This is a genomic window from Arthrobacter sp. 05T420 (assembly GCF_056396305.1).
Window position 1 is genome coordinate 1 of the sequence record NZ_JBFTLG010000022.1, and the last position, 23523, is coordinate 23523.

General features: G+C 67.2%; 16 protein-coding genes and 1 rRNA gene. 7 read left to right on the plus strand and 10 right to left on the minus strand.

Annotated features, from left to right (window positions below; translation table 11 throughout):
- The 4 genes from rrf to AC1DEM_RS19055 form a co-directional block, all read left to right on the plus strand.
- Nucleotides 1–93 (plus strand): 5S ribosomal RNA (gene rrf, locus AC1DEM_RS19040); the annotation flags it as partial.
- A 743-nt stretch (nt 94–836) separates the two neighbouring features.
- Complete coding sequence (locus tag AC1DEM_RS19045; RefSeq protein WP_011776355.1) at nt 837–1124, plus strand: HU family DNA-binding protein; 288 nt, start codon at nt 837–839, stop codon at nt 1122–1124.
- A 188-nt stretch (nt 1125–1312) separates the two neighbouring features.
- A complete protein-coding gene (locus tag AC1DEM_RS19050) occupies nt 1313–3487 on the plus strand; it encodes a bifunctional copper resistance protein CopD/cytochrome c oxidase assembly protein (RefSeq protein WP_476885852.1) in 2175 nt (724 codons plus the stop codon).
- Nucleotides 3484–5442 (plus strand): NHL domain-containing thioredoxin family protein, encoded by a 1959-nt coding sequence (locus AC1DEM_RS19055; RefSeq protein WP_476885853.1) that lies wholly within the window; start codon nt 3484–3486, stop codon nt 5440–5442. Before AC1DEM_RS19050 ends, AC1DEM_RS19055 begins: the two co-directional genes overlap by 4 nt.
- A gap of 252 nt (nt 5443–5694) precedes the next feature.
- Here the strand turns inward: AC1DEM_RS19055 and AC1DEM_RS19060 are convergent, their stop codons facing one another.
- Nucleotides 5695–6687: a hypothetical protein gene (locus AC1DEM_RS19060; protein ID WP_476885854.1), complete on the minus strand. Its 993-nt coding sequence runs from the start codon at nt 6685–6687 to the stop codon at nt 5695–5697.
- A gap of 135 nt (nt 6688–6822) precedes the next feature.
- Nucleotides 6823–8550 (minus strand): helicase HerA-like domain-containing protein, encoded by a 1728-nt coding sequence (locus AC1DEM_RS19065; RefSeq protein WP_476885855.1) that lies wholly within the window; start codon nt 8548–8550, stop codon nt 6823–6825.
- 262 nt (nt 8551–8812) lie between these two features.
- On the opposite strand from AC1DEM_RS19065, the gene AC1DEM_RS19070 reads away from it, so the two are divergent.
- Together AC1DEM_RS19070 and AC1DEM_RS19075 are read left to right on the plus strand one after the other, a co-directional pair.
- Complete coding sequence (locus tag AC1DEM_RS19070; RefSeq protein WP_476885856.1) at nt 8813–9613, plus strand: glycoside hydrolase family 25 domain-containing protein; 801 nt, start codon at nt 8813–8815, stop codon at nt 9611–9613.
- Between the two features lie 310 nt (nt 9614–9923).
- Entirely contained in the window at nt 9924–10913 is a 990-nt protein-coding gene (locus AC1DEM_RS19075) for an LLM class flavin-dependent oxidoreductase (protein WP_476885857.1), read from the plus strand.
- Between the two features lie 28 nt (nt 10914–10941).
- On the opposite strand, the gene galK is transcribed toward AC1DEM_RS19075, so the two are convergent.
- The 8 genes from galK to AC1DEM_RS19115 form a co-directional block, all read right to left on the minus strand.
- Nucleotides 10942–12108, minus strand: coding sequence for a galactokinase (galK, locus tag AC1DEM_RS19080; protein WP_476885858.1), 1167 nt, complete (start codon nt 12106–12108; stop codon nt 10942–10944).
- Entirely contained in the window at nt 12105–13295 is a 1191-nt protein-coding gene (gene galT, locus AC1DEM_RS19085) for a galactose-1-phosphate uridylyltransferase (RefSeq protein WP_476885859.1), read from the minus strand. Before galT ends, galK begins: the two co-directional genes overlap by 4 nt.
- Before the next feature lie 2 nt (nt 13296–13297).
- Nucleotides 13298–15541, minus strand: a complete 2244-nt coding sequence (locus AC1DEM_RS19090) for an alpha-galactosidase (protein WP_476885920.1) — start codon at nt 15539–15541, stop codon at nt 13298–13300.
- A 116-nt stretch (nt 15542–15657) separates the two neighbouring features.
- A complete protein-coding gene (locus tag AC1DEM_RS19095) occupies nt 15658–16467 on the minus strand; it encodes a DeoR/GlpR family DNA-binding transcription regulator (protein ID WP_476885860.1) in 810 nt (269 codons plus the stop codon).
- Nucleotides 16468–16476: 9 nt separating this feature from the next.
- The gene (locus AC1DEM_RS19100; protein ID WP_476885861.1) at nt 16477–18582 is read right to left on the minus strand and encodes a beta-galactosidase; all 2106 of its coding nucleotides are present in this window, start codon (nt 18580–18582) and stop codon (nt 16477–16479) included.
- A gap of 2 nt (nt 18583–18584) precedes the next feature.
- Nucleotides 18585–19553, minus strand: a complete 969-nt coding sequence (locus tag AC1DEM_RS19105) for a carbohydrate ABC transporter permease (RefSeq protein ID WP_476885862.1) — start codon at nt 19551–19553, stop codon at nt 18585–18587.
- On the minus strand, nt 19550–20500 hold the full coding sequence (locus tag AC1DEM_RS19110; RefSeq protein ID WP_476885863.1) for a carbohydrate ABC transporter permease: 951 nt from the start codon (nt 20498–20500) through the stop codon (nt 19550–19552). The genes AC1DEM_RS19105 and AC1DEM_RS19110 overlap by 4 nt, the downstream gene beginning before the upstream one ends.
- A gap of 27 nt (nt 20501–20527) precedes the next feature.
- Nucleotides 20528–21844 (minus strand): ABC transporter substrate-binding protein, encoded by a 1317-nt coding sequence (locus tag AC1DEM_RS19115; RefSeq protein ID WP_476885864.1) that lies wholly within the window; start codon nt 21842–21844, stop codon nt 20528–20530.
- A gap of 245 nt (nt 21845–22089) precedes the next feature.
- Here AC1DEM_RS19115 and AC1DEM_RS19120 point away from each other — a divergent pair, with 245 nt between their 5' ends.
- Nucleotides 22090–23415, plus strand: a complete 1326-nt coding sequence (locus AC1DEM_RS19120; protein WP_476885865.1) for a hypothetical protein — start codon at nt 22090–22092, stop codon at nt 23413–23415.
- The last annotated feature ends 108 nt before the right edge of the window (nt 23416–23523 follow it).

Sequence of the window (23523 nt, forward strand, 5' to 3'; positions counted from 1 at the left end):
ACGCCCGGTCCCATCCCGAACCCGGAAGCTAAGACCCACAGCGCCGATGGTACTGCACCCGGGAGGGTGTGGGAGAGTAGGTCACCGCCGGAACACCATTAACGGTCGAGGACCCCCAACCACGTTGGGGGTCCTCCCGCATTTAACCGACGCAACACAACTGACCCGCAGCAGGGGCCGTTTTGGAGGCCCAGAACGGCCCCTGCTGCCAGCCAGTTGGGACAAGAACCGCCGACGGGTCAGACGGGCAGTTCTGACACACGGCAACCCAAACCGGGCGCCGCCGTCGAACACCCCGAACGCGGGGGAGCCTCGCCGCAGGGGCGCCTCACTGCAGGTCACCAGACGAACACCATTCACGGTCGAGGATCCAACCACGTCGGGGGCCCGGCGTTTTAGCCCCCCGAAGCCCCCGCAGGTCCCCTGCGCGCATCGGGGGCTTTTGGGACTTAACCCACGTAACATAACGCCCGCCAGGACCGCCTGCCATGGCCTTGGGCCACATCAAAGCCCTCCTGTATTCAGACCTCAAGACATGCCACCAGAAGCCTGGTCCCGGCCTCCCACGCGGTCGCTCCGGTCCGCTACGCAGGCGGTGCAAAGTCCGCCGGCGAGGACGGTGGAGGATCTCGTTGAATCGGCGCCGGCGAAGGGGCGTCCGCTCTCGGCGCAATTTGGCCGCGATCGGCGTCGATTCCAGTGATTTTCCCCAAAAAACGCCGAAAACACGCGGAATTTGCCACCTCTGAGGCGCCAAGCTGGTAAGTTTTCGAACAGTGGCTTGTACGCATGCCGTGTGCAGGCTCCAAAAATCATGACCGTCCAGGAGGACATAAATGGCTAAGAACCGTAGTGAACTTGTTGCAGAGGTCGCAGGCAAGGCCGGCACCAGCCAGGCAGCAGTCAACTCCGTGCTCGACGCACTGTTCGAGGTCTTCGAGACCTCTGTCGCCGCGGGCGAAAAGATCACCATCCCGGGCTGGCTCGCAGTCGAGCGCACCGACCGTGCAGCTCGCACCGGCCGCAACCCGCAGACCGGCGAGACCATCCAGATTGCCGCTGGCCACAGCGTCAAGCTGACCGCCGGCTCCAAGCTGAAGGCTGCAGTCGCCAAGAAGAAGTAGTTCTTCTTCGCAGGCTTGAAAGGAGCGGCAACCCTCGGGTTGCCGCTCCTTTTGCGTTCCCCGCACGTGCTCCGCACCTCCACCGCGCGATCGGCGCCCATCCCCGACTGTCCCCCCGGACCGACCCCCACGGCCGAACCGTGAGGGACCGATTCGCTGAGCAGGGCGGCGTAGCGGACAATGGAGGTGTGCCTTCCGCAGCAAATCCCACGCCCACAACCGCAGCGCCCGTTCCCCTAGGGGACCCGCGCGGCCCTGGCCAGGGTTCCGACGGGATTTCCCGGGCTTGGCTGCTCGCCGGCCTCGGCGCGCTGTTTGTGGGCCTGATCGCGGCACTGATCTTTTCCGGTGCGGCGGCCGCCCGCGAAGTTTCCGATCCCGGTGCACTGGTGCGTTGGGGGCTGCCGGTGAGCAAAGCGGTCCACAACATCGCCGTGGCCACCGTGATCGGCGGCCTTATCTTCGCCGTCGGGATCCTCCCGCGGAACAGGAACGGCTCCCGGTCCAAGGATCAGGACGCCCCGGAACATCCGGCCTTCACCCGGGCATTGGCCGTGGCCGCGGCGGCGGGCGCCGTCTGGACGCTCTCCGCGATCTCTGTGCTGGTCCTGGGCTACGCGGACATTGCAGGGCAGGGCATCTCCGGGGATCCGGAATTCACCCGTTCCCTCGTGTACTTCATGACGGACCTCGAAACCGGACGCGCCTGGCTGGCAGTCGTGATCATCGCAGCCGTCGTCACCACCGCCCTGTTCGGGGTGCGCTCCCGCGGCGGGCTGGCATTGACGCTGGTCCTGTCGCTGATCGGGCTGGTCCCCGCGGCCCTGATCGGGCACTCCTCAAGCTCCAGCGACCACGAGGGCGCTATCAACTCACTCGGCCTGCACCTGGTGGGCGTATCGGCCTGGGTCGGCGGCATCATCATGCTGGCGGTCCTTTCCGGCGTCCTGGGCGGCACCGGCGCCGGCGGGCGCAGCTCGGGTGCATCCCCGCGGACCGCCGACATCATCGAGCCAACCCTGCGGAGGTTCTCATCCCTTGCGGGCTTTGCCTTCGCTCTGGTCTTCGCCTCAGGCGTGATCAACGCCAGCATCCGCCTCACCACCTGGGCAGACCTTTTCGGGTCGTCCTACGGGCAACTGATCCTCGCCAAGACGGCGGCGGTCCTTGTGCTGGGCGGCATCGGACTCATGCACCGCCGCTGGGTCATCCCGCAGCTGGGCAACCGCGGCATGGGCAGGTCAGCGCGCCAAGTCCTGTGGCAGCTGGTGATCGTGGAGCTGCTCATCATGGGAGCGACGTCCGGGATCGCCGTGGCCTTGGGGCGCTCGGCCCCGCCGCAGCCCACTACCTTCGCCCCCGACGCGTCACCGGCCTTCATCCTCTCCGGCTACGAGCTGCCGCCGGAACCGACCCCGGAGCGATGGCTCACTGAGTGGCGGCTCGACTGGCTCTGGGTCGCCGTCGCACTCTTTGCCCTGGTGTCCTACGTCCTCGGTGTCCGGAAGGTGCTGCAACGCGGCGACTCGTGGTCCTGGTTCCGGACCGTCAACTGGGTGATCGGGCTCATGGTCCTCACCTACGTGACCTCGGGGCCGCCGTCGGTCTACGGCAGGGTGTTGTTTTCCGCGCACATGGTGGACCACATGGCCCTGACCATGGTGGCCCCCATCTTCCTGGTCCTCGGCGCCCCCGTGACGCTGGCGCTCCGGGCGCTCACGCCGCGGCGGGACAGTTCGCGTGGACCGCGTGAGTGGCTGATGATCTTCATTCACTCCAAGTTCTCGCAACTGGTGACCCACCCGCTGTTCGCGGCCGCCAACTTCGCCGGCTCCATCGTGCTTTTCTACTACTCCGACGCGTTCGGCTACGCGATGCGGGACCACGTGGGCCACGAGCTCATGAACCTGCACTTCGCGCTCACCGGCTACATCTTCGTGCTCACTATGATCGGCACCGATCCGCTGCCGCGCCGCGCACCGTACCCCATGCGGCTGCTGCTGCTGCTGGCCACCATGGGCTTCCACGCGTTCTTCGGCGTCGCCATCATGGGCGGGACGGGGCTGCTGGCCGCGGACTACTTCGGCAACCTGGGGCGGACGTGGGGCCCCTCGGCCCTGCTGGACCAGCAGATGGGCGGTGCCGTGGCCTGGGGCATCGGCGAAGTGCCAACCCTGCTGGTGGCGATCGGCGTCGCCGTTATGTGGTCCCGCTCCGACGCGCGCGAGTCCAAACGCACGGACCGGGCGGCGGACAGGAATAACGACGCCGATCTCACCGCTTACAACGATATGTTTGCCAAGCTGGCCGATCGCGACGCCAGGCTTGCCGAACGCAATTCAAAGCTGGAAGGACGCTCATGACCGAAACCGTACGCACCCACCTCCGGGTCCGCGCCTCAGAACTCGTGGGCCGCAACTGGCTGAACACCGGCGGCAAGTCCTTGGACCTCGAATCTCTGCGCGGCAAGATTGTGCTGCTGGACTTCTGGACCTTCTGCTGCATCAACTGCCTGCACGTCCTGGACGAACTTCGTCCGCTCGAGCAGCAGTACTCGGATGTCCTCGTGACGGTCGGCGTGCATTCGCCCAAGTTCGAGCACGAGGCCGATCCCGTGGCACTGGCGGCCGCCGTCGAACGCTACGAGATCCGCCACCCGGTCCTCGACGACCCCGAGCTGGACACCTGGAAGGCCTACACGGCCCGGGCGTGGCCCACCCTGGTGGTCATCGATCCCGAGGGCTACATCGTGGCGCACCTCTCCGGTGAAGGCCACGCGGACGGCCTCGCCGTCCTCATCCCCGAACTGATCGCCGAGCATGAGGCCAGGGGCACCCTGCACCGCGGCGACGGTCCCTATGTGGCGCCGGAACCGACGTCGGGCACGCTGCGCTTCCCGGGCAAGGCCCTGTTCTTGCCGGACGGGCGCGGCGTCGGAAGCGCCGGAGACGGCTCGTGGCTGGTGACCGACACCGGCCATCACCGGCTTGTGGAACTCTCCACCGATTTTGAGACGGTGTTGGCCACGTACGGCTCCGGTGAAAAAGGCCACGCCGACGGCAACGCCGCCGCCGCGCGGTTCAATGAGCCGCAGGGTCTGGTACTCCTGCCCGAGGACGTCGCCGCCGAGACCGGCTACGACGTCGTCATTGCCGACACCGTGAACCACCGGCTCCGTGGGCTCTCCCTCGCGGACGGAACGGTCCGGACGCTGGCTGGCAATGGCGTGCAGCGGCTGCTGGAAACCGGCCCGGCCCGTGTGGATGAGGAGGGCGCCGCCTACGGTACCCGGCTCGAGGCGGACCCTCTTGCGGTGTCACTGAGTTCGCCGTGGGATGTCGTCTGGTCCACCAAACTCAACGCCGTGGTGGTGGCGATGGCTGGAGTGCACCAGATCTTCAGTTTCGAGCCGACCTCCGGCGCCGTGAAGATCATCGCGGGCAACGGCCTCGAGGGGCTCCTGGACGGCCCGGCCGCCGAAGCCTGGTTCGCCCAGTCCTCCGGCCTCGCCGAGGACGCCGACGGCAACATCTGGGTGGCTGACTCCGAGACCTCCGCCCTGCGCAAACTCGTCATTGACGACGCCGGCATCATCACCGTCGAGTCGGCCGTGGGCAAGGGCCTGTTCGACTTCGGCTTCCGCGACGGCGCCGCCGCAGAGGCCCGGCTGCAGCACCCGCTCGGCGTGACAGTGCTTCCGGACGGCTCCGTGGCCATCGCGGACACGTACAACGGCGCGGTCCGCCGCTACGACCCGGCAACGGGCACGGTCTCCACGCTGGCGCGCGGGCTGTCCGAGCCCTCGGACGTCATTGTGGACCACACCCAGGTCGCCGGAGCCGAGCCGCTGCTGGTGGTGGTCGAGGCGAACAAGCACCAGCTGGTGTACGTGCCCATCCCGAAGGAAGCCCAGCAGGTGGACGAGGGCGCGGCGCAAACCCACCGGCCCAAGAGCCCCGTGGCGCCCGGGCCGCTGGAACTGGCGGTCCGCTTCACGGCGCCCACCGGGCAGAAGCTGGATGACCGCTGGGGCGATCCCACCCAGTTGAAGGTCTCGTCCACACCGCCCGAACTGCTGGTGTCCGGCGGCGGGACATCCGTGGGGCTCCTGCGCACTCTGGAGCTGTCCCCCGACGTTCCCGAAGGCGTCCTGCACATCACCGCCCGCGCGGCGGCGTGCGACGGACCCGAAGACGCCGACGGCGAGATCCCGGATCACGCTGCCTGCCACCTCTACCAGCAGGACTGGGGCATCCCCGTGCTCCTGCAGGCCGACGGCGACGCCGAGCTGGTCCTGGACCTGCGCGGAATGGACTGAGCCGAAAACGTGGCCGCTGCGCCGGCGCCGATCAAGCCAGTGCTGATCAAAAGGCTGCTGTCCGTGACCTCGCGTCACGGGCAGCAGCCTTTGGCTTTCCCCGGACCCTGTGGGCGTGGAATCCCGCCGCCGTCGACTCCCGGGGGCAGTGAAAGGATTCCCAAGGTGCCGTGCTTTCGGGATGGCTCAACGTCTGCGCCGCGTGACGAGAAGGGCCCGCGGCAGGCCTGACAAGGCGGTCGTGCCCAGCGTCTAGTAGTTCAGCTGCGGCGTGAGCTTGACGGTGTCGCCGTCGATGTCCAGGCGGGTCGTGAAGCTGAAATCGTGGACTGAGTTGATGTCGGACGGGGCGCCCGTAAACAGGTCCACCTGGCGGGCCTTGATCCGGGCCTTGCCGTCCAGGGGCGCGACTACCCAGCGGCCGCCGAACGGCTCGATGCTGACGGTGGGGTAGTCCGTGATGCTCCAGTCAATGGTCCCGTCCACCACGCGGTTGTTGGTGGCGTGGTAGAACGGGCAGTCGGGCTGCAGCTTCTGCTGCTTGTCGGCCTCAGCGGCGCAGGAGTCCAGGAATTCCTTGACCTTGCCGCTCACGGCCTCCTTCAAGGCGCCGGTGGCCTCGGTCAGCAGGTTCAGCGAGGCCGGGCGCGCTTCCCCGCCCGTCACGGTTGCCCGGGTAGCCGGGGCGGAGAAGTACTGGCCGTTCAGCGCGGCCTCGTACTCGCCGGGGTAGAAGACAGCAAAGGAGTTGCGGCCGTTGGGCATGTTTACCGGTACCCCGTTGACGGTGGCTTCGCTGGAGTTGACCACGGTGACGTCCAGGACGGGCAGCGCAGCCGGGACGAAAGACCATTTATGGAAGAACAGCCACTCGGTCCCGGAGCGTTCCAGCAGGAACTCTGTCCGCAGATGGCTGCCGTCGATCGTGTAGTCCATGGGCACCATGACCTGGTTCGCGCCGCGCTCTTCAGGGTCACCAAGCTTGACGTCGGAAATGCGGGCGGCCGCGGTTTGCAGGGCGGTTCCGTCGAGCATCGCCGGGTTGCTTTGTGGCACGGAGGCGCGCAAGAGCCCCAACGCCTTTTCGCCCTCGCCCTTTTGCAGGGCGCTGAGATATTCGCGGACTGGCTGCTGGGGACCAGCAACGGAGTTGTTCACCAGGTTGATGGACACGACGGCCCCGGCCACGGCAAGCATCAGTCCGAGCAGCCACACTGCTGCGATTTTGACCAACGACTGACTCATCTGCACGATTCTTACGTTACCTGCACCCCACAGGAATCTCCGCGTCGCCGTCTCCATCTGTGACGCGGAGCATGGCTGACCGCCGTCCGGCTAGCGGAGCCAGGACCATTCCGTTGGACTCCGCCGCGCTTATCCCTAGCGCCGGCGGCGCTTCGAGGAGGAAGTGCCGAAGACGCCGCGGAGCAGCTCCCTGCCAAGTTGGGTCCCCAGCGATCGGGCCATGCTCTTCAGGCCTCCGCCGAGGGCTCCAGCGAGGTCACCGCCGATCCCGCCGCCGAGGCCACCGCCGGCGTCCGTCGGCTGCGCCGGGCGGGGGGCCCGCGGCTGGGGCGATTTCGCGTGCTCGGGTGTCCCCGGCGCCGGCCGGCTGCTAGGGCGGCCAAGGATTTCTTCCTCAATCCGTCGGGCTTCGGCGTCGACGGCGTTGGGGTCCAAGCCGCCGCCCTGGCCCGCACTGCCGGAGGAACCGCCCTGGTGTGCGGTCCCGGCGGCCGGCCCGGTGGGGGCAGCGCCCTTGCCGGTGATCTTCTCGTAGGCCGAGATGTTGTCGACGGCGGTGCCGTATTTGGGCAGGAGCGCGGAGGCGGCAACTGTGCTGGAGATCAGGGCGTCGGTGCTGGGACCCATTACGGATTCCGGGGCGCGGAGCCGGGTGAGCGCCACAGGCGTCGGAGCGCCCTTCTCATTCAGGACGGTGATGACGGCCTCGCCGATGCCGGCGGTGGTGAGGGTCTCCTCGAGATCGTAGTCGCTGGTCGGGAACGTGGACACGGTGGCCTTGAGGGCCTTGGCGTCCTCCGGGGTGTAGGCGCGGAGGGCGTGCTGCACCCGGTTGGCCAGCTGGCCGAGGACATCGGCGGGGACATCCTTGGGGGTCTGCGTCACGAAGAAGATGCCGACGCCCTTGGACCGGATGAGCCGGACGGTGGTGGTGATGGCGTCGAGGAAGGCCTTTGAAGCGCCGTTGAACAGCAAGTGCGCCTCATCCAGGAAGAACACGAGCTTGGGCTTGTCGAGGTCCCCCGCCTCTGGCAGGTCCTCAAAAAGATCGGCCAGCAGCCACATGAGGAACGTTGAGAAGAGCATGGGTTTGGTCTGCAGCGTCGGCAGCTCCAGGCAGCTGACCACGCCGCGGCCGTCCGGCGCCGTACGCAGCAGTTCAGCGGTGTCGAACTCGGGTTCGCCGAAGAACTTCTCCATGCCCTGCGCCTCGAGCGTGATCAGTTCGCGCAGGATCACGCCCGCGGTTGCCTTGGAGAGGCCGCCGAGTTCCTCGAGTTCGTCCTTGCCCTCGGCCGAGGTCAGGAACTGGATCACGGCCCGCAGGTCCTTGAGGTCGATCAGCTCCAGGTTGTTCTTGTCCGCGAAATGGAAGACGAGCTGGAGGCTGGATTCCTGGGTCTCATTCAGGTCCATGACCCGGGAGAGCAGGATGGGGCCGAAAGACGTAATGGTGGCGCGGACCGGGATGCCGTTGCCGTCGCCGCCGAGGGCCAGGAACTCCACCGGAAAGGTCTTTCCGGACCAGGCCTGGCCGATGCTCTCCGTGCGGGCCAGGAGCTTGTCGCTGCCTGTGCCCGCGGTGTCCAGCCCGGAGAGGTCGCCTTTGATGTCGGCAAGGAACACGGGCACCCCCGCCGTGGAGAGCTGTTCGGCCATCATGTGCAGCGTGACGGTCTTGCCGGTGCCTGTCGCCCCGGCCACGAGGCCGTGCCGGTTCATCATCGCGAGCGGCAGCCGGACGGGGGCATCCTTGTGGAGTTCGCCATCGACGATCGCCGCCCCGAGCTCGATCGTGGGTCCGTCCAGGGTGTAGCCCTTCTGGATCGTGGCGACTTTATCTGCGGTGGATTTGATGGCCATGCGGTTAGCTTAGCCGGGTCCGGTGCTCCCTGACCCGGCAAAGACCCGCCCATTTGGCGAGGCCCCTGAGGACTTCCTTGGCCGGGCCTCGAAGGACTGCGGGTTCTGTCCCGTGATGAGGTTCCCGTCCCGCACCACATCCCATGTCCAGGCCGCGCCGATTCCGGAAGCTGTCCGCGCGGTCCTGTGGGCGCCTCTGAGGAAATTCGGCACCGTTGCTGAATTACGCCACCGATTAGCGACTCTGCCCTTAGACTGTGGCATGCCCAACTCGTTCCCGCGCATCGTACTGGCCTTTGTGGTGACCCTCGGCCTTGTCCTTCTGGGCGGAAGCACTGCGTCGGCCCTTACGGCCGGCTCCTCGGGACCCGGAATCGATGTGTCCTGGCCGCAGTGCGGTAAGACCCCGGCAAAGCAGCCTGCCTTTGCAATCGTCGGCGTCAATTACGGACTGGCCAACACCACCAACCCGTGCCTGGCAAGCCAGCTGGCCTGGGCGAAGACCGCAGAGTCCCTCGCAGGGACGGCGCAGCCGAAGGTAGCCCTGTACGTCAACACCGCGAACCCCGGGCGGCAGGGGTCCTGGTGGCCCACATCGAACATCTACGACGGCGTGAAGGTCACGAACCCCTACGGCAACTGCGCCTTGGGGTCGTTCAAAGCCTGTTCCTACATGTACGGGTGGGCCAAGGCGTCCGACGACGCCAAGCGCCGCGGGGTCAGGAACCCGCAGTCCTACCTCTGGTGGCTGGATGTGGAAACGGAAAACACCTGGCAGGCGGACAAGGCCGCCAACGTCGCCGTCCTGGAAGGAATGACCGCCTCTTTCAAGAAGATCGGCGCCCGCGTGGGCCTCTACTCCAATGCCTCCCAGTGGGGGGAGGTCGTCGGAGCCGTGAAGTTCACCAGCCCGCTGGCAGGATTGCCGACCTGGCTCGCTGGAGCGCGATCGGCGGCCGGCGCCAAGGCGAACTGTGCCCTCCCCGCGCTCACCGCGCGCGGCCGTGTCTCGATGACGCAATACATCTCCGGTGGCCTCGACTACAACCACTCGTGCAGCTGATCCCGCTGAACCGCTGAGGTCGAAGCAGAAGTAGAAGAGCAACAGACGCCCGCAAGCAGCAGTCGGCATCAGGCCGGACCGGCGTGAACCGTCCGCGCCGTGTAGCTACAGCCGTGTAGCTGCAGCAGTGCAGCCATGGCTGTGCAGACGTAGCAGCGCAGATATAGCGGTCCTGAAATATGGGCAGAAATATCCCGGGCTCCGCCGTCGTTGAAGCCAGTGTGCCCGCGCCGGAAACCCGGCGTCGACCAGGACCGCAGTCCCAAACTCCGGCCCGCACACTGCCCCGCTACGAAAGGCCGGCTTTTCCGTGACTGTTCCGCTTTCCATTCTTGATCTCGCAACCATCGGCCCGGGCCAGACGGCGGCGGAGAGCTTCGCCGGAAGCGTGGCCATGGCCCAGCTCGCCGAGGACAGGGGATACAGTCGGATCTGGTACGCCGAGCACCACAACATGTCCTCGATCGCCTCGTCCGCCACGAGCGTGCTGATCGCCCACGTCGCTGCCCACACCTCCAGCATTCGGCTTGGTGCCGGTGGCGTGATGCTGCCCAACCACTCGCCGCTGACCATCGCGGAACAGTTCGGCACGCTCGAAACCCTGCACCCCGGAAGGATCGACCTGGGATTGGGCCGGGCGCCGGGCAGTGACCAGAACACCATGCGCGCCCTGCGCCGCGATCCGATGTCGGCAGACAGCTTCCCCCAGGACGTCCTGGAGCTCCAGGGCTACCTGACCGGGCCCACCCGGATCCAGGGCGTGGAGGCCACCCCGGGCAAGGGCACGAATGTGCCGCTGTACATCCTGGGTTCGTCCCTGTTCGGCGCCAGGCTGGCCGCCCAGCTCGGCCTGCCCTACGCCTTCGCCTCGCACTTCGCTCCCAACGCGCTGCAGGACGCCGTGGCCGTCTATCGCCGCGAATTCCGGCCCTCCGCCCAGCTCGAAGCCCCGCACGTGATCGCCGGCGTCAACGTCATCGCCGCGGATACGGCCGCAGACGCCCAGGCGATGTTCCAGGCCACCAAGCGCGCCAGGGTTTCCCTGTTCTTCGGCAACGGCCGCGTGTTCAGCGACGACGAGGCGGACATGATCCTGGACTCGCCGCAGGGCCAGCACATGGCGCAGATGATGAAGTACTCCGCCGTCGGCACTCCCGATGCCGTCCTGGCGTACCTCGAGGAATTCACGGCGCACGCCGACGCCGACGAACTGATCGTGGCGCACCAGAGCACAGGCACTGAGGCCCGGCTGCGCTCCGTGGAACTTCTGGCCGACGCCGCCCGGCTGGTGCGGGCCTAAGAGCCCGCCAGCCTAACGCCGTCCCAGGCTACAGTTCCCGGCGCGCACCCTCGGACGCGGTGACGGGGAAGATGTGCGGAGCCGTGTACCCGGCGCGGGCGAACTCGCGGGCAATGCCCCGGGCCACCGTGCCGGCGTCGTCGTTCCGGACCAGGGCCAGGGCGGCCCCGCCGAAGCCGCCACCGGTCATCCTCGCGCCGATGGCGCCCAGTTCCTGCGCGCTGGCCACGGCGAGGTCGAGCTCGGGGGTGGAGATCTCGAAGTCGTCCCGCATGGACAGGTGCGATTCATTCAGGAACGGCCCGATGGCGCCGGGTCCCGAGGTCCGCAGGGCCGCGACGGTGTCGAGCACCCGCTGGTTTTCCGTGATGATGTGGCGCACCCGGCGGTAGGTCTGTCCGTCGAGCTGTGCCGCGGCGCGGGGGAGATCGTCCGGGCCCAGTGCCCGCAGGCTGCCGACGCCGAGGCGGCGGGCGCCGTCCTCGCAGGACCGGCGGCGGCTGGCATAGCCGCCGTCGGCATGGGAATGGCTGGCGCGGGTGTCGATCACCAGGAGCCCCACACCGGCGCCGGCGAAGCCAAGGGCGACGGTCTCGGTCAACAGGCTCTGGCAGTCGAGCAGGATGCCATGATCCGTTTCGCCCAGGAGCGAGGCCGACTGGTCCATGATGCCGGTGGGGGCGCCGACCACCCGGTTCTCGGCCAGCTGGCCGATCCGGGCCAGTTCCTGCCGCTCCAGCCCGGACTCCCAGAGATCGTTCAAGGCCAGGGCCGTGGCGCATTCGACGGCGGCAGAGGACGACAGCCCGGCACCGGCCGGGACATCCGAGGTCAGCGCCAGGTCCACGCCGGATATCCGGGCCGCGGCGCTGCCGGACGCACCGCCAGCGATCGCCCAGGCCACGCCCAGCGGGTAGGCGGCCCAGCCGGTGAGGGCATCCGGGTCCAGGTGGTCCAGGCTCACCTCCACCACTCCGGGGAAGGAACTGCTTGCGACCCTGAGCAGACGGTCTGCGCGGGCGCGGGCCGCTACCGTGGTGCGTTTGTCGATTGCGATCGGAAACGCGAAGCCGCCGTTGTAATCCGTGTGCTCGCCGATCAGGTTGACCCGTCCGGGCGCCGACCACAAACCGTCCGGCGCGCCGCCGAACTGGCTGGAAAAGTACTCACTTCCCAGTTGAAGGACCTCGTTCATGGCTGGGCGGCTTCCTGTTCTGTTGCCGGCAGTTCCGGGCGGAATGGGTCCGGGAGGAAGGGCCCGGGGCGGTACGGCTCGAGCCCTGCCCTTTCCATGGCCTCGCGGAGCCGGGCGGCTGCCGTTTCCGGCGGGATGTCCCCGATGAAAGCGCCCATCGCGGCCTCCGACCCTGCCAGGTATTTGAGCTTGTCCTCCTCCCGGCGGGGCGAGGTCAGCTGCAGCATGAGCCGGATGTCGTCCCGGTGGGCGTGGACGGGAGCCTGGTGCCACGCCGAAATGTACGGAGTGGGCGTGTCGTAGAGGGCATCGACGCCGCGCAGGAGCCGGCTGTACAAACGGGAGAACTCATCGCGTTCCTCGTCCGTCGTGGCGGCGAGGTCCGGGACGTGCCGGTGCGGGAGGATGTGCACTTCCAGCGGCCAGCGCGCGGCAAACGGGACAAACGCCGTCCAGTGCTCGCCCTGGAGCAGCACCCGCTCGGATTTCTGCTCGAAGCTGAGGATGTCCTCGAACAGCGAGCCGCCGTAGCTCTCGATCGTGCGGACCAGCTGGGCCGTGCGCGGTGTGATGTACGGGTAGGCGTAGATCTGTCCATGCGGGTGGTGCAGCGTCACGCCGATCGCTTCGCCGCGGTTCTCGAACGGGAAAACCTGTTCGACGCCGGGCAGCGCGGACAGCGCCGCCGTCCGGTCCGCCCAGGCTTCCACCACAGTGCGCATCCGGGACAGCGGCAGCCGCGCCAGGGAACCCGTGTGTTCGGGAGAGAAGCACACCACTTCGCACCGGCCCACAGACTGCCGGCTGCGCCCCAGCCCCACCAGGGCGAGGTCATCCAGGCCCTCCGGCGCGGCGGCCCCTGCCAGCTCCGGTCCGAAGGACGGGGACTTGTTTTCGAAGACGGCGACGTCGTAGAGGCTCGGGATTTCCGAGGGATTCTCCGGCGACGCCGGGGCCAGCGGGTCCAGGTGCGAGGGCGGCAGGACCACCCGGTTCTGCCGGGCGGCAGCGATCGAAATCCACTCCCCGGTCAGGACGTCTTGGCGCATGGTGGCCGTGGGCGGACGGAGCGCCGGCGCGCGCAGGTCCTCCCCCCGGTCCGGGGGCAGGAGGGTATCGGCATCATCGAAGTAGATGATGTCCCGGCCGTCGGAGAGCTTATGGGAGCGTTTCGTAATCTGGCCCATGGTCAGGAGTTCCTCACGGGGTGGCTGCCGGCTGCAGCTGGGGCGGCAGCAGTGACGCGGTGGACGGCCAGGAGCAGCCCGTGCTCCGGGTTCAGAACAGGCATGGGGAGACCCGACTCAGCCAGGAACCGCCCGGTTGCCTCGATGCCGCCGGCAAGCCACGCCGGAGGCGCTGCCTGCAGGAACGCCCGCCTGTCATCCGCCGCGGGGTAAACCGCGTCCACCCGGTAGGTGGCGTCCGCCAGCAGCCCCGGCAGGCAGACCCGCCCCGGGACTTCGGCGAACGACGTCGCCAGGGACACCAGGGCGTAGAGGGCCTCGCCGCCGTCGTGGGACACGACGCCGTGGAGCCGGAGGGTCGGATCGGGCTCGTCGGCCCGTACCATGCGCCCGCTGTGCAGCAGGGGACGGTACTTCTTGAACAGCGCGATCGCCCCGGCAAGCTCGGTGCGCTCTGAATCGGTGAGGTGCCGGACATCCCATTCGAGGCCGAAGTGGCCGAACATCGCGGTGATCGCGCGGAAGGAGAGATCGTGCGTTCGCGTGGTGGTGTGGCTCGTGGTGGGGCCGATGTGCGATCCGACCAGCTCCGGCGGCACCACCATGCCGGTCCAGCGCTGGATGGTCTGCCGTTCCAGGGCATCGTTGCAGTCCGAGGCCCAGACCCTGTCGGTGCGTTCCAGGATTCCGAGATCCACGCGGGCGCCCCCCGAGGAGCAACTTTCAATCTCGACGTCCGGGTGGGCCAGACGGAGCTCGTCGAGGAGCCGGTACACGGCCCGTGTCTGGGCGTGCACCGAGCAGCGGCCGCCATGGCCCATTTCGGTCAGGTCCCGGTTCTGGTCCCATTTGAGATAGCTGATCCGGTGCTCGCTCAGCAGGGCATCGAGCCTGTCGTAGATGTACTGCCAGGCCTCCGGGTTGACGAGATCGAGGACCTGCTGGTGCCGCCACTGTTCCGGCAGCCGGCCTGCCTGGCTGCCCCCGGCGGGGCGCGGAGCCGGACCGGCGATCCAGTTCGGGTGGGCGCGGGCCAGATCGGAGTCTTCGTTGACCATCTCGGGTTCGACCCAGAGGCCGAATTCCATGCCGTGGCCGGTAACCGCGTCGATCAGCGGGGTCAGGCCGCCGGGCCAGAGGTCCCCGTCGACGTACCAGTCGCCGAGGCCGGCCTGGTCGTTGCGCCGGCCGCGGAACCAGCCGTCGTCGAGGACGTAGCGTTCCACGCCCAGCCGGGCGGCGGATTCGGCGAGATCGAGCAGCACCGGCAACCGGTGGTCGAAATACACCGCTTCCCAGACGTTGAGAACCACGGGACGGGCTTTGCCGGACCGCACGCCCGGGTGGTGGGGGCGGCCGCGGAACCATTTGTAGAAAGCATCGCTGACGCCGTCCAGGCCCGCGGCGGAGTACGCCGCGAACAGCCACGGGGTCTCGTAGCTGGCGTCCGGGGGCACGCTGATCTCGCCGGCGCCGAGCAGTTCCGAAGCGCCAATGACGGTCCGGCCATCCGCGGCGGCGTCTACGAAGCTCTCGTGGTTGCCGCTCCAACCCAGGTGCACGGCCCACACCTGCCCGTGGCGGTTGCCGAATCCGGGGGTGCCGGCTGCCAGGAGGAGTGAGGCGTCATGGCCGGTACGGCCGTGCCGGCCCGAGCGGACCCAGGTGCCTTGGTGCAGCGGCAGGCGCTGGGGGTGGGACTCCCGGCACCAGCGGCCGGTCAAGTCCAGGATCTCTGTGCCGGCGCGGCCCACCGGCAGCACGGCCGCGAGTTCATCAAGGCTGTACGGGCCGGCGCCGTCGTTGTGGAGCCGGTGCCGGATCTGGAGCAGGCCGCCGTCGTTGATCCTGATCTCCGTGCGGACGCTGACACCAGCGTCTGGGTCGGCCTGGATGATGACCGCAGAGCAGTCTGCCTCGCCGGAACCGTCCTCGCCGGAAGCGTCCCGGCCGGAACGCACCCCGCCGGAACGCTCGACGCTGATAACGCGCAGCCGGGCCGAGAACGCCTGGCCGTTCCGGTGGCCGCGGAGGCCGGGCCGCCCGCGCCAGCCGGAGGACGCCTGCGGGATCAGCCCCAGCGTGACCGGGATGTCGAGGGCCGACCGCGGGACGGGGTCGGTGAGCAGCGAAAGGTCCGGCAGGTCCGGGCCGAGGTCGGCGCCGAAGTGCACCATGGCGGCCTCGCCCGTGCTGAAGTCGATGAGCAGGGACGTTCCGGACCGTCGAAGGTACAACGGCTCCAGATCTAGCGGCAACAGGTCCGGGACGCCGTGGGAGCGGGTCTCGGCGGCAAAGGTGAGGTCCGGGTTGTTCACGGTAGCTCCAGGCGTAGTGGTTGGGGTGGGCGGGGCCGTGCCGGTCAGCCTGCGGCTGCTGTGGGGTTCGCCGCGCGGGCGTCGCCGGTACTGGCCAGACGGAGCCGGCCGACGCGCTCGCCGAGAATGCGCCGGGCCTCACCGCCCAGGAGGTCGTCGCTGATCAGTTCGTCAGCGTCCTCCAGGCTGGCGATGGTGCTAATGCCGAGGGTGCCCCACTTCGTGTGGTCGGCCAGCACCACCACCCGGCGGGCCGCGGTGACGAAGGCCCGGTCGGTTTCGGCTTCCAGGACGTTGGGAGTGGTGAACCCGGCGTCGGCGTCGACCCCGTGGACGCCGAGGAACAGCACGTCCAGGTGCAGCTGTTTGAGGGCGGCCGTGGCCAGCGGCCCGACGAGGGCATCGGAGGGGGTGCGCTCGCCGCCGGTCAGGATCACGGTGGACGGGGACGAGCTTTGGTGGAAGACATCGGCGATCCGCACCGAGTTGGTGACCACAGTGATCCGCGGGCCCGTGGACAGCAGTTGAGCCAGCGCCCAGGTGGTGGTGCCGGCGCTGAGCCCCACCGCCATGCCCTCGCGTACCTGTGCGGCCGCCTCCTGCGCTATCGCCATTTTCTCGTCCTTGAGCTGGGTCACCTTCAGCTCGAAGCCTGGCTCGTGGGTGCCGGCTCCGCCGGGCAGCTTGGCCCCGCCATGGATCTTCTCCAGGGCGCCCGCCGCGTCGAGGGCCTCGATATCCCGCCGCACCGTCATCAGCGAGACGCCGAGCATCTTGGCGAGGTCCGCGACACGGACGATCCGCTCACGCTGGACCTCTGCGAGGATGGCGGAATGGCGGGCTGCGGCTAGCATGTGGAGTCCTTACTGGCTTGACTGGCTTGAGTGGCTGGCGGAGGTTCCGACCAGTTGGGCGGCGCGGGAACGGACGACGGCGACCCCTCCGGCCGGAAGGCCGAGCCCGCCGTCGAGTTCGGCGCCGGTGAGCAGGTCGACGCCTTCCAGCGGCAGCCGGACGTCGTGGCTCCCGTGGTTGATGCAGAACGTCCAGTCGGTCCCGTCCTTGCTGCGCCGGGCAACTTCCACATTGTCCGGCAGTTCCGGAACGAGGGGCTGCACCCCGGCATCGGCGCAGACGACGCCGAGCAGTTCGCCCAGGCCCTCCGGGGCGAGTGTCGTGGCGACATAGTAGGAGCGGCCGCTTCCGGCGCGGTTGCGGGTCACGGCGGGAGAGCCGGCCGCCGGTCCCTCTTCGACGGCCGCGAGGACCTCGGCGGTGGTAGCCCGCCCCAGTTCGTTCCAGCAAGTGCCCGCCCCGAAGCCGCTGAGCCGGACGCTTTCGCCGCCGCGCAGCGGAAAGAATTCTTCCATCCGGACGCCCAGCAGCCCGCTGAACGCGCCGGGGTAGCTGCCGAGCCTGATGTGGTCATTTTCGTCCACGATACCGGAGAAGTAGGTCACCACGAGGTGACCGCCGGCGCGTACGTAAGTGTCCAGGTTCGCTGCCCCGGCATCGCCCACAAGGTACTGCATTGGCGCGACCACGAGCCGGTAGCCAGAGAGGTCATCGGTGCTCTGGCGGAAGTCGGTGGGGATTCCGGCGCGGTAGAAGGCATCGTGCCAGCGCCGGGTTTCGGCGATGTTGGAGGCATCCACGCTCGGGTGTGAGTCCAGTTCCGAGGCCCAGCGGGCGTCGGTATCGTGGAGGATCGCGACGTCCACCCGGCCGGACGCCCCCGTGACCTCCGAGCCGCTGACCTCGGCGAGGCTGCGCAGCGTCTGGCCCAGCTGGACCACTTCGCGCCAAACCTTGGTGTCCGTGCCGGCATGCGGCAGCAGCCCGGAGTGGAACTTTTCGGCGCCCGCGCGCGAGGCCCTCCACTGGAAGAAGAGCGCGCCGTCGGCGCCGCGGGCAACGTGCTGCAGGGAATTGCGCAGCATCTCGCCGGGAGCTTTGGCGATGTTGCGGGGCTGCCAGTTCACGGCGGAGGTGGAATGCTCCATGAGCAGCCACGGCTTGCCTTTGGCCCAGCCGCGGGTGAGGTCCGCGGTTGCCGCCAGTTCCTGGAAGTTCCGCGGGTCCTCGGCGATCAGGTAGTGGTCGTTGGAGACCACGTCCATCTCCTCGGACCAGCGCCAGTAGTCCACGGGCTGGTGCAGGCCCATGTTGAACCCCATGAAGTTGGTGGTCACCGGGTGCCCTGAGTGCGAGCGGATGATCGCGGCCTCGGCCTTGTAGCACTCGAGCAGTTCATCGGAGGAGTAGCGGGCGAAGTCCAGCTGCTGGGTCGGGTTGACCCAGGTCCCGGAGGTGCGCGGGGGCAGGATCTGCTCCCAGGCCGAGTAGCGCTGGGACCAGAAGGCGGTGCCCCAGGCGGCGTTGAGGGCCTCGAGGCTGCCGTACCGGAGTTCGAGCCAGCGTCGGAAGCCTGCGGCCGCGCCGTCGGAGAAATCCGGCTGGTTGTGGCAGCCGTACTCGTTGTGGACGTGCCACATCACGACGGCGGGGTGGTCCTTGTACCGGACGGCGATCTGCTCGGTCAAGGCCGCGGCGGCGCGGCGGTATTCGGCGCTCGAGGCCGCGAAGGCCTGCCGCGAACCGTAACTGTGCCGCACGCCGTCGGCCGTGACCGGCAGCGACTCGGGGTACTTATGGCTGAACCACGGCGGCGGCGATGCTGTGGCGTTCGCCAGGTCCACCCGGATGCCGTTCGTGTGCAGCAGGTCCAGGACCCGGTCCAGCCAGCCGAACTCGTAAGTGCCCTCGGATGGCTCAAGCAGAGACCAGCTGAAGATGCCCACGCTGACCAGGTTGACGCCGGCCTCGCGCATCAGCCGGACGTCCTCGTCCCAGGTCTCCTCTGGCCACTGCTCCGGGTTGTAGTCTCCGCCGAATGCGAGCATCGGGGAGCCCTCGGAGCCGAGGCGGGCGGTGATGTAGTCCATGGAGTGGTTGGTGCTGTTGTCCACGTTTATCCTTTGCTGGAGCCGAGGGTCAGGCCCGCCACGAAGTGGCGCTGCAGGAGCAGGTAGATGATCAGGGCCGGAATGGCGGTGATCATGGCGCCGGCGGCGATCAGGTTGTAGTTGGAGAGGAACTGGCCCTGGAGGTTGTTGATCGCGGTGGTCACCGGAAGGCGGTCGCCGCTTTGGATGAAGAGCAGGGGCCAGAAGAAGTCGTTGTAAATAAAGATCACCTCGAGCGTGCCCATGGCGGCCAGCGCCGGGCGGCACAACGGCAGGATGATGTCCCAGTACTGGCGCCAGACGCCGGCGCCGTCGACCAGGGCTGCCTCGGTCAATTCGGGGGACAGGGCCTTCATGTAGTTCGAGAGGACGAACGTCACGAAGCCGATCTGGAAGGCGGTGTCCACGGCAATCACGCTGATGTACGTGTTGAGCAGGTTCCCGGAATCGCTGATGGCATAGGGCAGCTCGAAGTGCTTGAACATTTCAAAGAGCGGCGCCGCGAGCACCTGCGGGGGGAGCAGGTTTCCGGCGGTGAACATGATCAGCAGGGTGATGTTGAACTTCCAGCTCACCCGGCTCACGGCGAACGCCATCATGGAGGCGAAGAACAGGATCAGGAACACGGACGGGACCGTGATGAGCACCGAGTTCCAGAACAGCTGGGCAAAGCCGCCCTGCGTCCAGGCCTGGATGAAGTTGTCGAAGTTGAAGGCCCCGCCGGTGCTGAAGTAGCCGTACTTGTCTGTGTCCGCCTTGGGCCGCAGGGCAGTGAAAATGGCCCAGCCCAGCGGTACCAGCCAGATCGCCGCCATGACGATGAGGAACACGTGGGTGCCGTAGTGCCGCTTGCCCTGCTTGTTGTTGGTCGGCCGGCCCGGCCGGGGGCCGGTCCTGCCCGGCCCGTAGCTGCGCTCCCGGGCATCCGGAGGGGTGCCAGCAGCCGCGGCGTCGGTTGGATGGGCGATGCTCATGCCTCTTTGTCCTTTCCGAACGCGCGGGACAGGTAGAACGTGATGGGGATCAGCGAGATGACGAGCAGGATGACTGCCAGCGCCGAGCCGATGCCGATCACCTGCCCCTCGCCCACCAGGTTCTGGATGACCAGGGCGCTGATGAGTTCCAGGCCGTTGGTGCCGCGGTTGATCACGTAGACGATGTCGAACGCACGGAGGGATTCGATGACAGTGATGACGATGATAACGACGTTGACCGGGCGCATGGCCGGGAAGATCACCCGGAAGAAGGTCTGGACCGCGTTGGCACCGTCAATCTGGGCCGCCTCGCGCAGGGTCGGATCCACTCCCTTGAGCCCGGCCAAGTACAGGATCATGACGTAGCCGGCGTGCCGCCAGGTGGCCGCGAAGAGGGCAGCCCAGATGTTGACACTGGAATCGCCAAACCAGTCGACGGCCTGGGGCGTGCCCGCCGTGCCGAGGAGGAAGTTCAAGAGGCCGCTGTCACGGTTGTAGAACAGCTGCCAGATGATCCCGATCAGGGCCAGGGACAGCATCACCGGGGCGAAGAAGATGCTCTGGTAGATCCGCGTGCCGCGGATGTTTTGGTCCAGGAGCACAGCCAGCAGCAGCCCCAACGGGGTGGCGACGAATGCCAGGAATGCCAGCCACAGCACGTTGTGCTGCATGGCCGGCCAAAACGGCGGGTAATCCTGGGCGATGAACTGGTAGTTCTCGACGCCGGCGGCCTTGATGTCGGTCAGTTCCAGCCCGTTCCAGCGGGTGAAGGACAACCCGACGGACATGAGCGTTGGGATCCAGACCAATACGAGCTGGATCAGCGTGGGGACGCCCACCATCATGCCGAGCACCACTTTGTCGCGGCCGGACAGCCGCCGAACCCGCCGTGCGGGGGCAGCGGCTGCCTTGCGCCCCCGCGCGGACGGACTGGTAGAGACACTCATGGAGATTCCTTGCCTTGAGACACGCCGTTACTGGGCGGCGTAGAGGGACTTGGCCTGGGCTTCCAGGTTCTTCACATCGACGTTGCCGTCCTTGATGAAGGACTGCAGGGCTGGGATCATCACGTTGTTGGCCATGGCGGGCAGGGCATCGCGGTCGAAGAACTGGCTGATGTTCTTGGCGCCGCTGATGGCCTCGGCCAGTTTCTTGTTCAACGGAGTGAATTTGGACGTATCAGCGCCCTTGGCCGTGGCGATGTTGGACGAGTCGACCGAGGCGTACACATCCTGTCCCTCCGGTGTGCCGACGTATGCCAGGAAGTCCCGGGCGGCCTGGTTCTGGCCGCCCTTCTTGGAGAGCAGGAGGCCGTCGATGGGTGCCTCGATGGCGTCCCGGCCCTCCACCGCGACCTCGGGGAACGGGAAGAAATCGATGTCGTCGGCGATTGCCTTGTCCGTGTACTGCTGGGTGAGGAAGGAGCCGAGCAGGTACATGCCGGATTTCTTGTCCGCGAGGGACTTCGCCGAGTCCTGCCAGGTCATGCCGAGGGCGTTCGGGTTCTGGTAGGGCAGCAGGGCCTTCCAGGTGTCGAAGACGTCGCTGACCTTCTTCTGGTCCCAGCTTTCCCTGTGCGCGGTGAGGTCCATGTGGAACTGGTAGCCGTTCAGACGCATGTTCAGGTAGTCGAAGGTGCCCATGGCGGGCCAGCCGTCCTTGTCCGCGAATTCGATCGGGATCAGGCCGTCGGCCTTCATCTTGGCGGCGAGGGTTTTCAGCTCATCGAACGTGGTGGGGACGGTGTAGCCCTTTTGCGTCCAGAGGCTCTTGCGGTAAAAGAAGCCCCAGGGGTAGTTGTAGTTCGGGATCAGGTACATCTTGCCGTCGGCGCCCGTCGAGGCCTTCTTCAGGGCGTCGGAGTAGTTTGCACCGACCTTCTCCCAGACATCGTCAATCGGGGCGAGCAGTCCCTTGCCGGCGTAGTACTGCATGCGGTAACCGGCGAACCAGGTGAAGGAATCGTCCGGGCTGCCCTGCAGGTAGGTGTTGATCTTGTTCTGGAAGTCATTGTGAGCCACCACGTTGGTGGTGACCGCGACGCCGGACTTCTTCTGGAACGCGTCGGTCACCGCCTTGTAGGCGGCCTTGGGGACCTCGTCCGAGGAGCCGGAACCGAAGGTGGCCGTGTTCGCGCCGCTGCCGGCAGGTGCGCTGCCGCCCGTACATGCCGTGAGCAGGGGAATGCCGGCCATCGCGACTGCTCCGGCGCCGAATGTCTTCAGCAGCGTCCTCCGGTCCCACCCGCCTTGGCTGGAGGCCCGGAGCAGTGCGTCTTCATGCATGGTCATAATTTCTCCTTTGAAATAACGCGGGTGGCGTGAAGCAGCTCACATAATTAGCTATCATAATCGCACAATAAAGAACGTCAAGTAGCAAAAACGAACATTACAGCTCCTTGTCCCGTTGACCTCCTCGTCCGTTGACTTAGTACCCGCCCGCTCATAGCGTTAAGCCCCTCAGGGTGCCGATGTGGTCCGCCGGCCGGCGGTGGCGCCCGGATCCGCGGATACATGGCGAAAACCCAGGTGCACCCATGAAGATCAAGTCCACAGCCGCCGCCACGCTGCTCGTCCTGCTGTTCCTGGGCGGATTGCTCGGCGGTGCATCCGCACCGGCCTCGACCGAGGGCGCCACGTATTACGTGAGCGGGGACGGCAGTGACTCCAGTGACGGAACATCGCCACAATCGGCCTGGGCGACCCTCGATAAGGTCAACGCCACGGCGTTGCGGCCCGGAGACTCCGTCAGCTTTCGGCGGGGAGACATCTTCTCCGGAGGCCTGGTGGTCGGCCGGGGCGGCACCAGCCGGCTCAAGATCACCCTGAATGCCTACGGCAGCGGCAATCTGCCCGTCATTACGGGGGGACTGGCGGGCACCTGCGTCAGGCTCGACGGCGACTACGTCGCCGTGGACGGCCTGCGGGCGGAATCGTGCGGCTATGCAGGCTTCAGCATCTACGGTGACCACAGCTCCGTGCGGCACTCCGCCGCGGCAAACAATGCCGCGGGCATCAAGGTGAGCGACGGCTCCGACTTTGGCAGCTATTCCAACAACACGCTCGCTGACAACAACATCATGAACGTCAATACCCCGGGGGAGCGGTGCGGCACTGCGACTGCGGTGCAGTGCACCGATGATTCGGGCGCCTTCGGCTTCTTGATCAACGGCAGCGACAACGAGTTCGCCGGCAACACCATCACCGGTTCCACCGCGGTGTCCTACGACTTTGGCCACGACGGCAGCGCGTTCGAAATTTTCAACGGCAACCGGAACCGGATCCACCACAATGTGGCCGTGGACAACAACGTCTTCTCCGAATTGGGCCGCGGAAGGGGCGGAACAGCGGACGGCAACACGTACAGCTACAACCTCGTCCGGTCCACCTGTGGCCCGAATTGTTCCCAGGCCATGGGGCTGATCGCGCGCGGCAGGACGTCGTCCTTCGGCCCGACCAACGGCACCACGTTCGAATACAACACCGTATGGCTGGACGGCCCGGACTCCCAGGCCCTCGTCTGCCACGCCTCATGCCCGGCCTCCACCATCATCCGGGGCAACATCCTGGTAGCGGTCCGCAATGCCCTGTGGATGGACAGCGCAGGCTGGACGGAACAGGGGAATGTCCTCAACGGGCCCATCAACATCGCTCCGAGTGCCACCTCCACCACCGAACCCGCCGACTTTGTGAATGCACCCGCCGATCTCCACCTCTCCGCCGGAAGCCCGGCCATTGATCGGGCCGGGGTCAGCCCGTTCCCCGTGGACCTGGACGGGCGGCCGGCCAACCAGGAGGCCGGCTGCCGCAGCGATGGCGCGGCCGACGCCGGAGCCTACGAATATAGGCCAGCTAACTGCTGAAACGCCGTGGCGGGGCGTCGGCTCCGATGCCGCCGGGCCGGTGCTGGACAGGATCCATCCTTGACAAGCGGCAACTGAACCGGTTTAGTAGTAGACATCACTTAACCG

Excerpts from the sequence above, each read along its gene's own strand:
- AC1DEM_RS19065 (WP_476885855.1), bottom strand. The coding sequence starts at position 8,550 with ATGGCCATCAAATCCACCGCAGATAAAGTCGCCACGATCCAGAAGGGC.
- AC1DEM_RS19070 (WP_476885856.1), top strand. The coding sequence starts at position 8,813 with ATGCCCAACTCGTTCCCGCGCATCGTACTGGCCTTTGTGGTGACCCTC.
- AC1DEM_RS19095 (WP_476885860.1), bottom strand. The coding sequence starts at position 16,467 with ATGCTAGCCGCAGCCCGCCATTCCGCCATCCTCGCAGAGGTCCAGCGT.
- AC1DEM_RS19110 (WP_476885863.1), bottom strand. The coding sequence starts at position 20,500 with ATGAGTGTCTCTACCAGTCCGTCCGCGCGGGGGCGCAAGGCAGCCGCT.
- AC1DEM_RS19055 (WP_476885853.1), top strand. The coding sequence starts at position 3,484 with ATGACCGAAACCGTACGCACCCACCTCCGGGTCCGCGCCTCAGAACTC.
- AC1DEM_RS19115 (WP_476885864.1), bottom strand. The coding sequence starts at position 21,844 with ATGACCATGCATGAAGACGCACTGCTCCGGGCCTCCAGCCAAGGCGGG.
- galT (WP_476885859.1), bottom strand. The coding sequence starts at position 13,295 with ATGGGCCAGATTACGAAACGCTCCCATAAGCTCTCCGACGGCCGGGAC.
- galK (WP_476885858.1), bottom strand. The coding sequence starts at position 12,108 with ATGAACGAGGTCCTTCAACTGGGAAGTGAGTACTTTTCCAGCCAGTTC.
- AC1DEM_RS19120 (WP_476885865.1), top strand. The coding sequence starts at position 22,090 with ATGAAGATCAAGTCCACAGCCGCCGCCACGCTGCTCGTCCTGCTGTTC.
- AC1DEM_RS19060 (WP_476885854.1), bottom strand. The coding sequence starts at position 6,687 with ATGAGTCAGTCGTTGGTCAAAATCGCAGCAGTGTGGCTGCTCGGACTG.
- AC1DEM_RS19105 (WP_476885862.1), bottom strand. The coding sequence starts at position 19,553 with ATGAGCATCGCCCATCCAACCGACGCCGCGGCTGCTGGCACCCCTCCG.
- AC1DEM_RS19045 (WP_011776355.1), top strand. The coding sequence starts at position 837 with ATGGCTAAGAACCGTAGTGAACTTGTTGCAGAGGTCGCAGGCAAGGCC.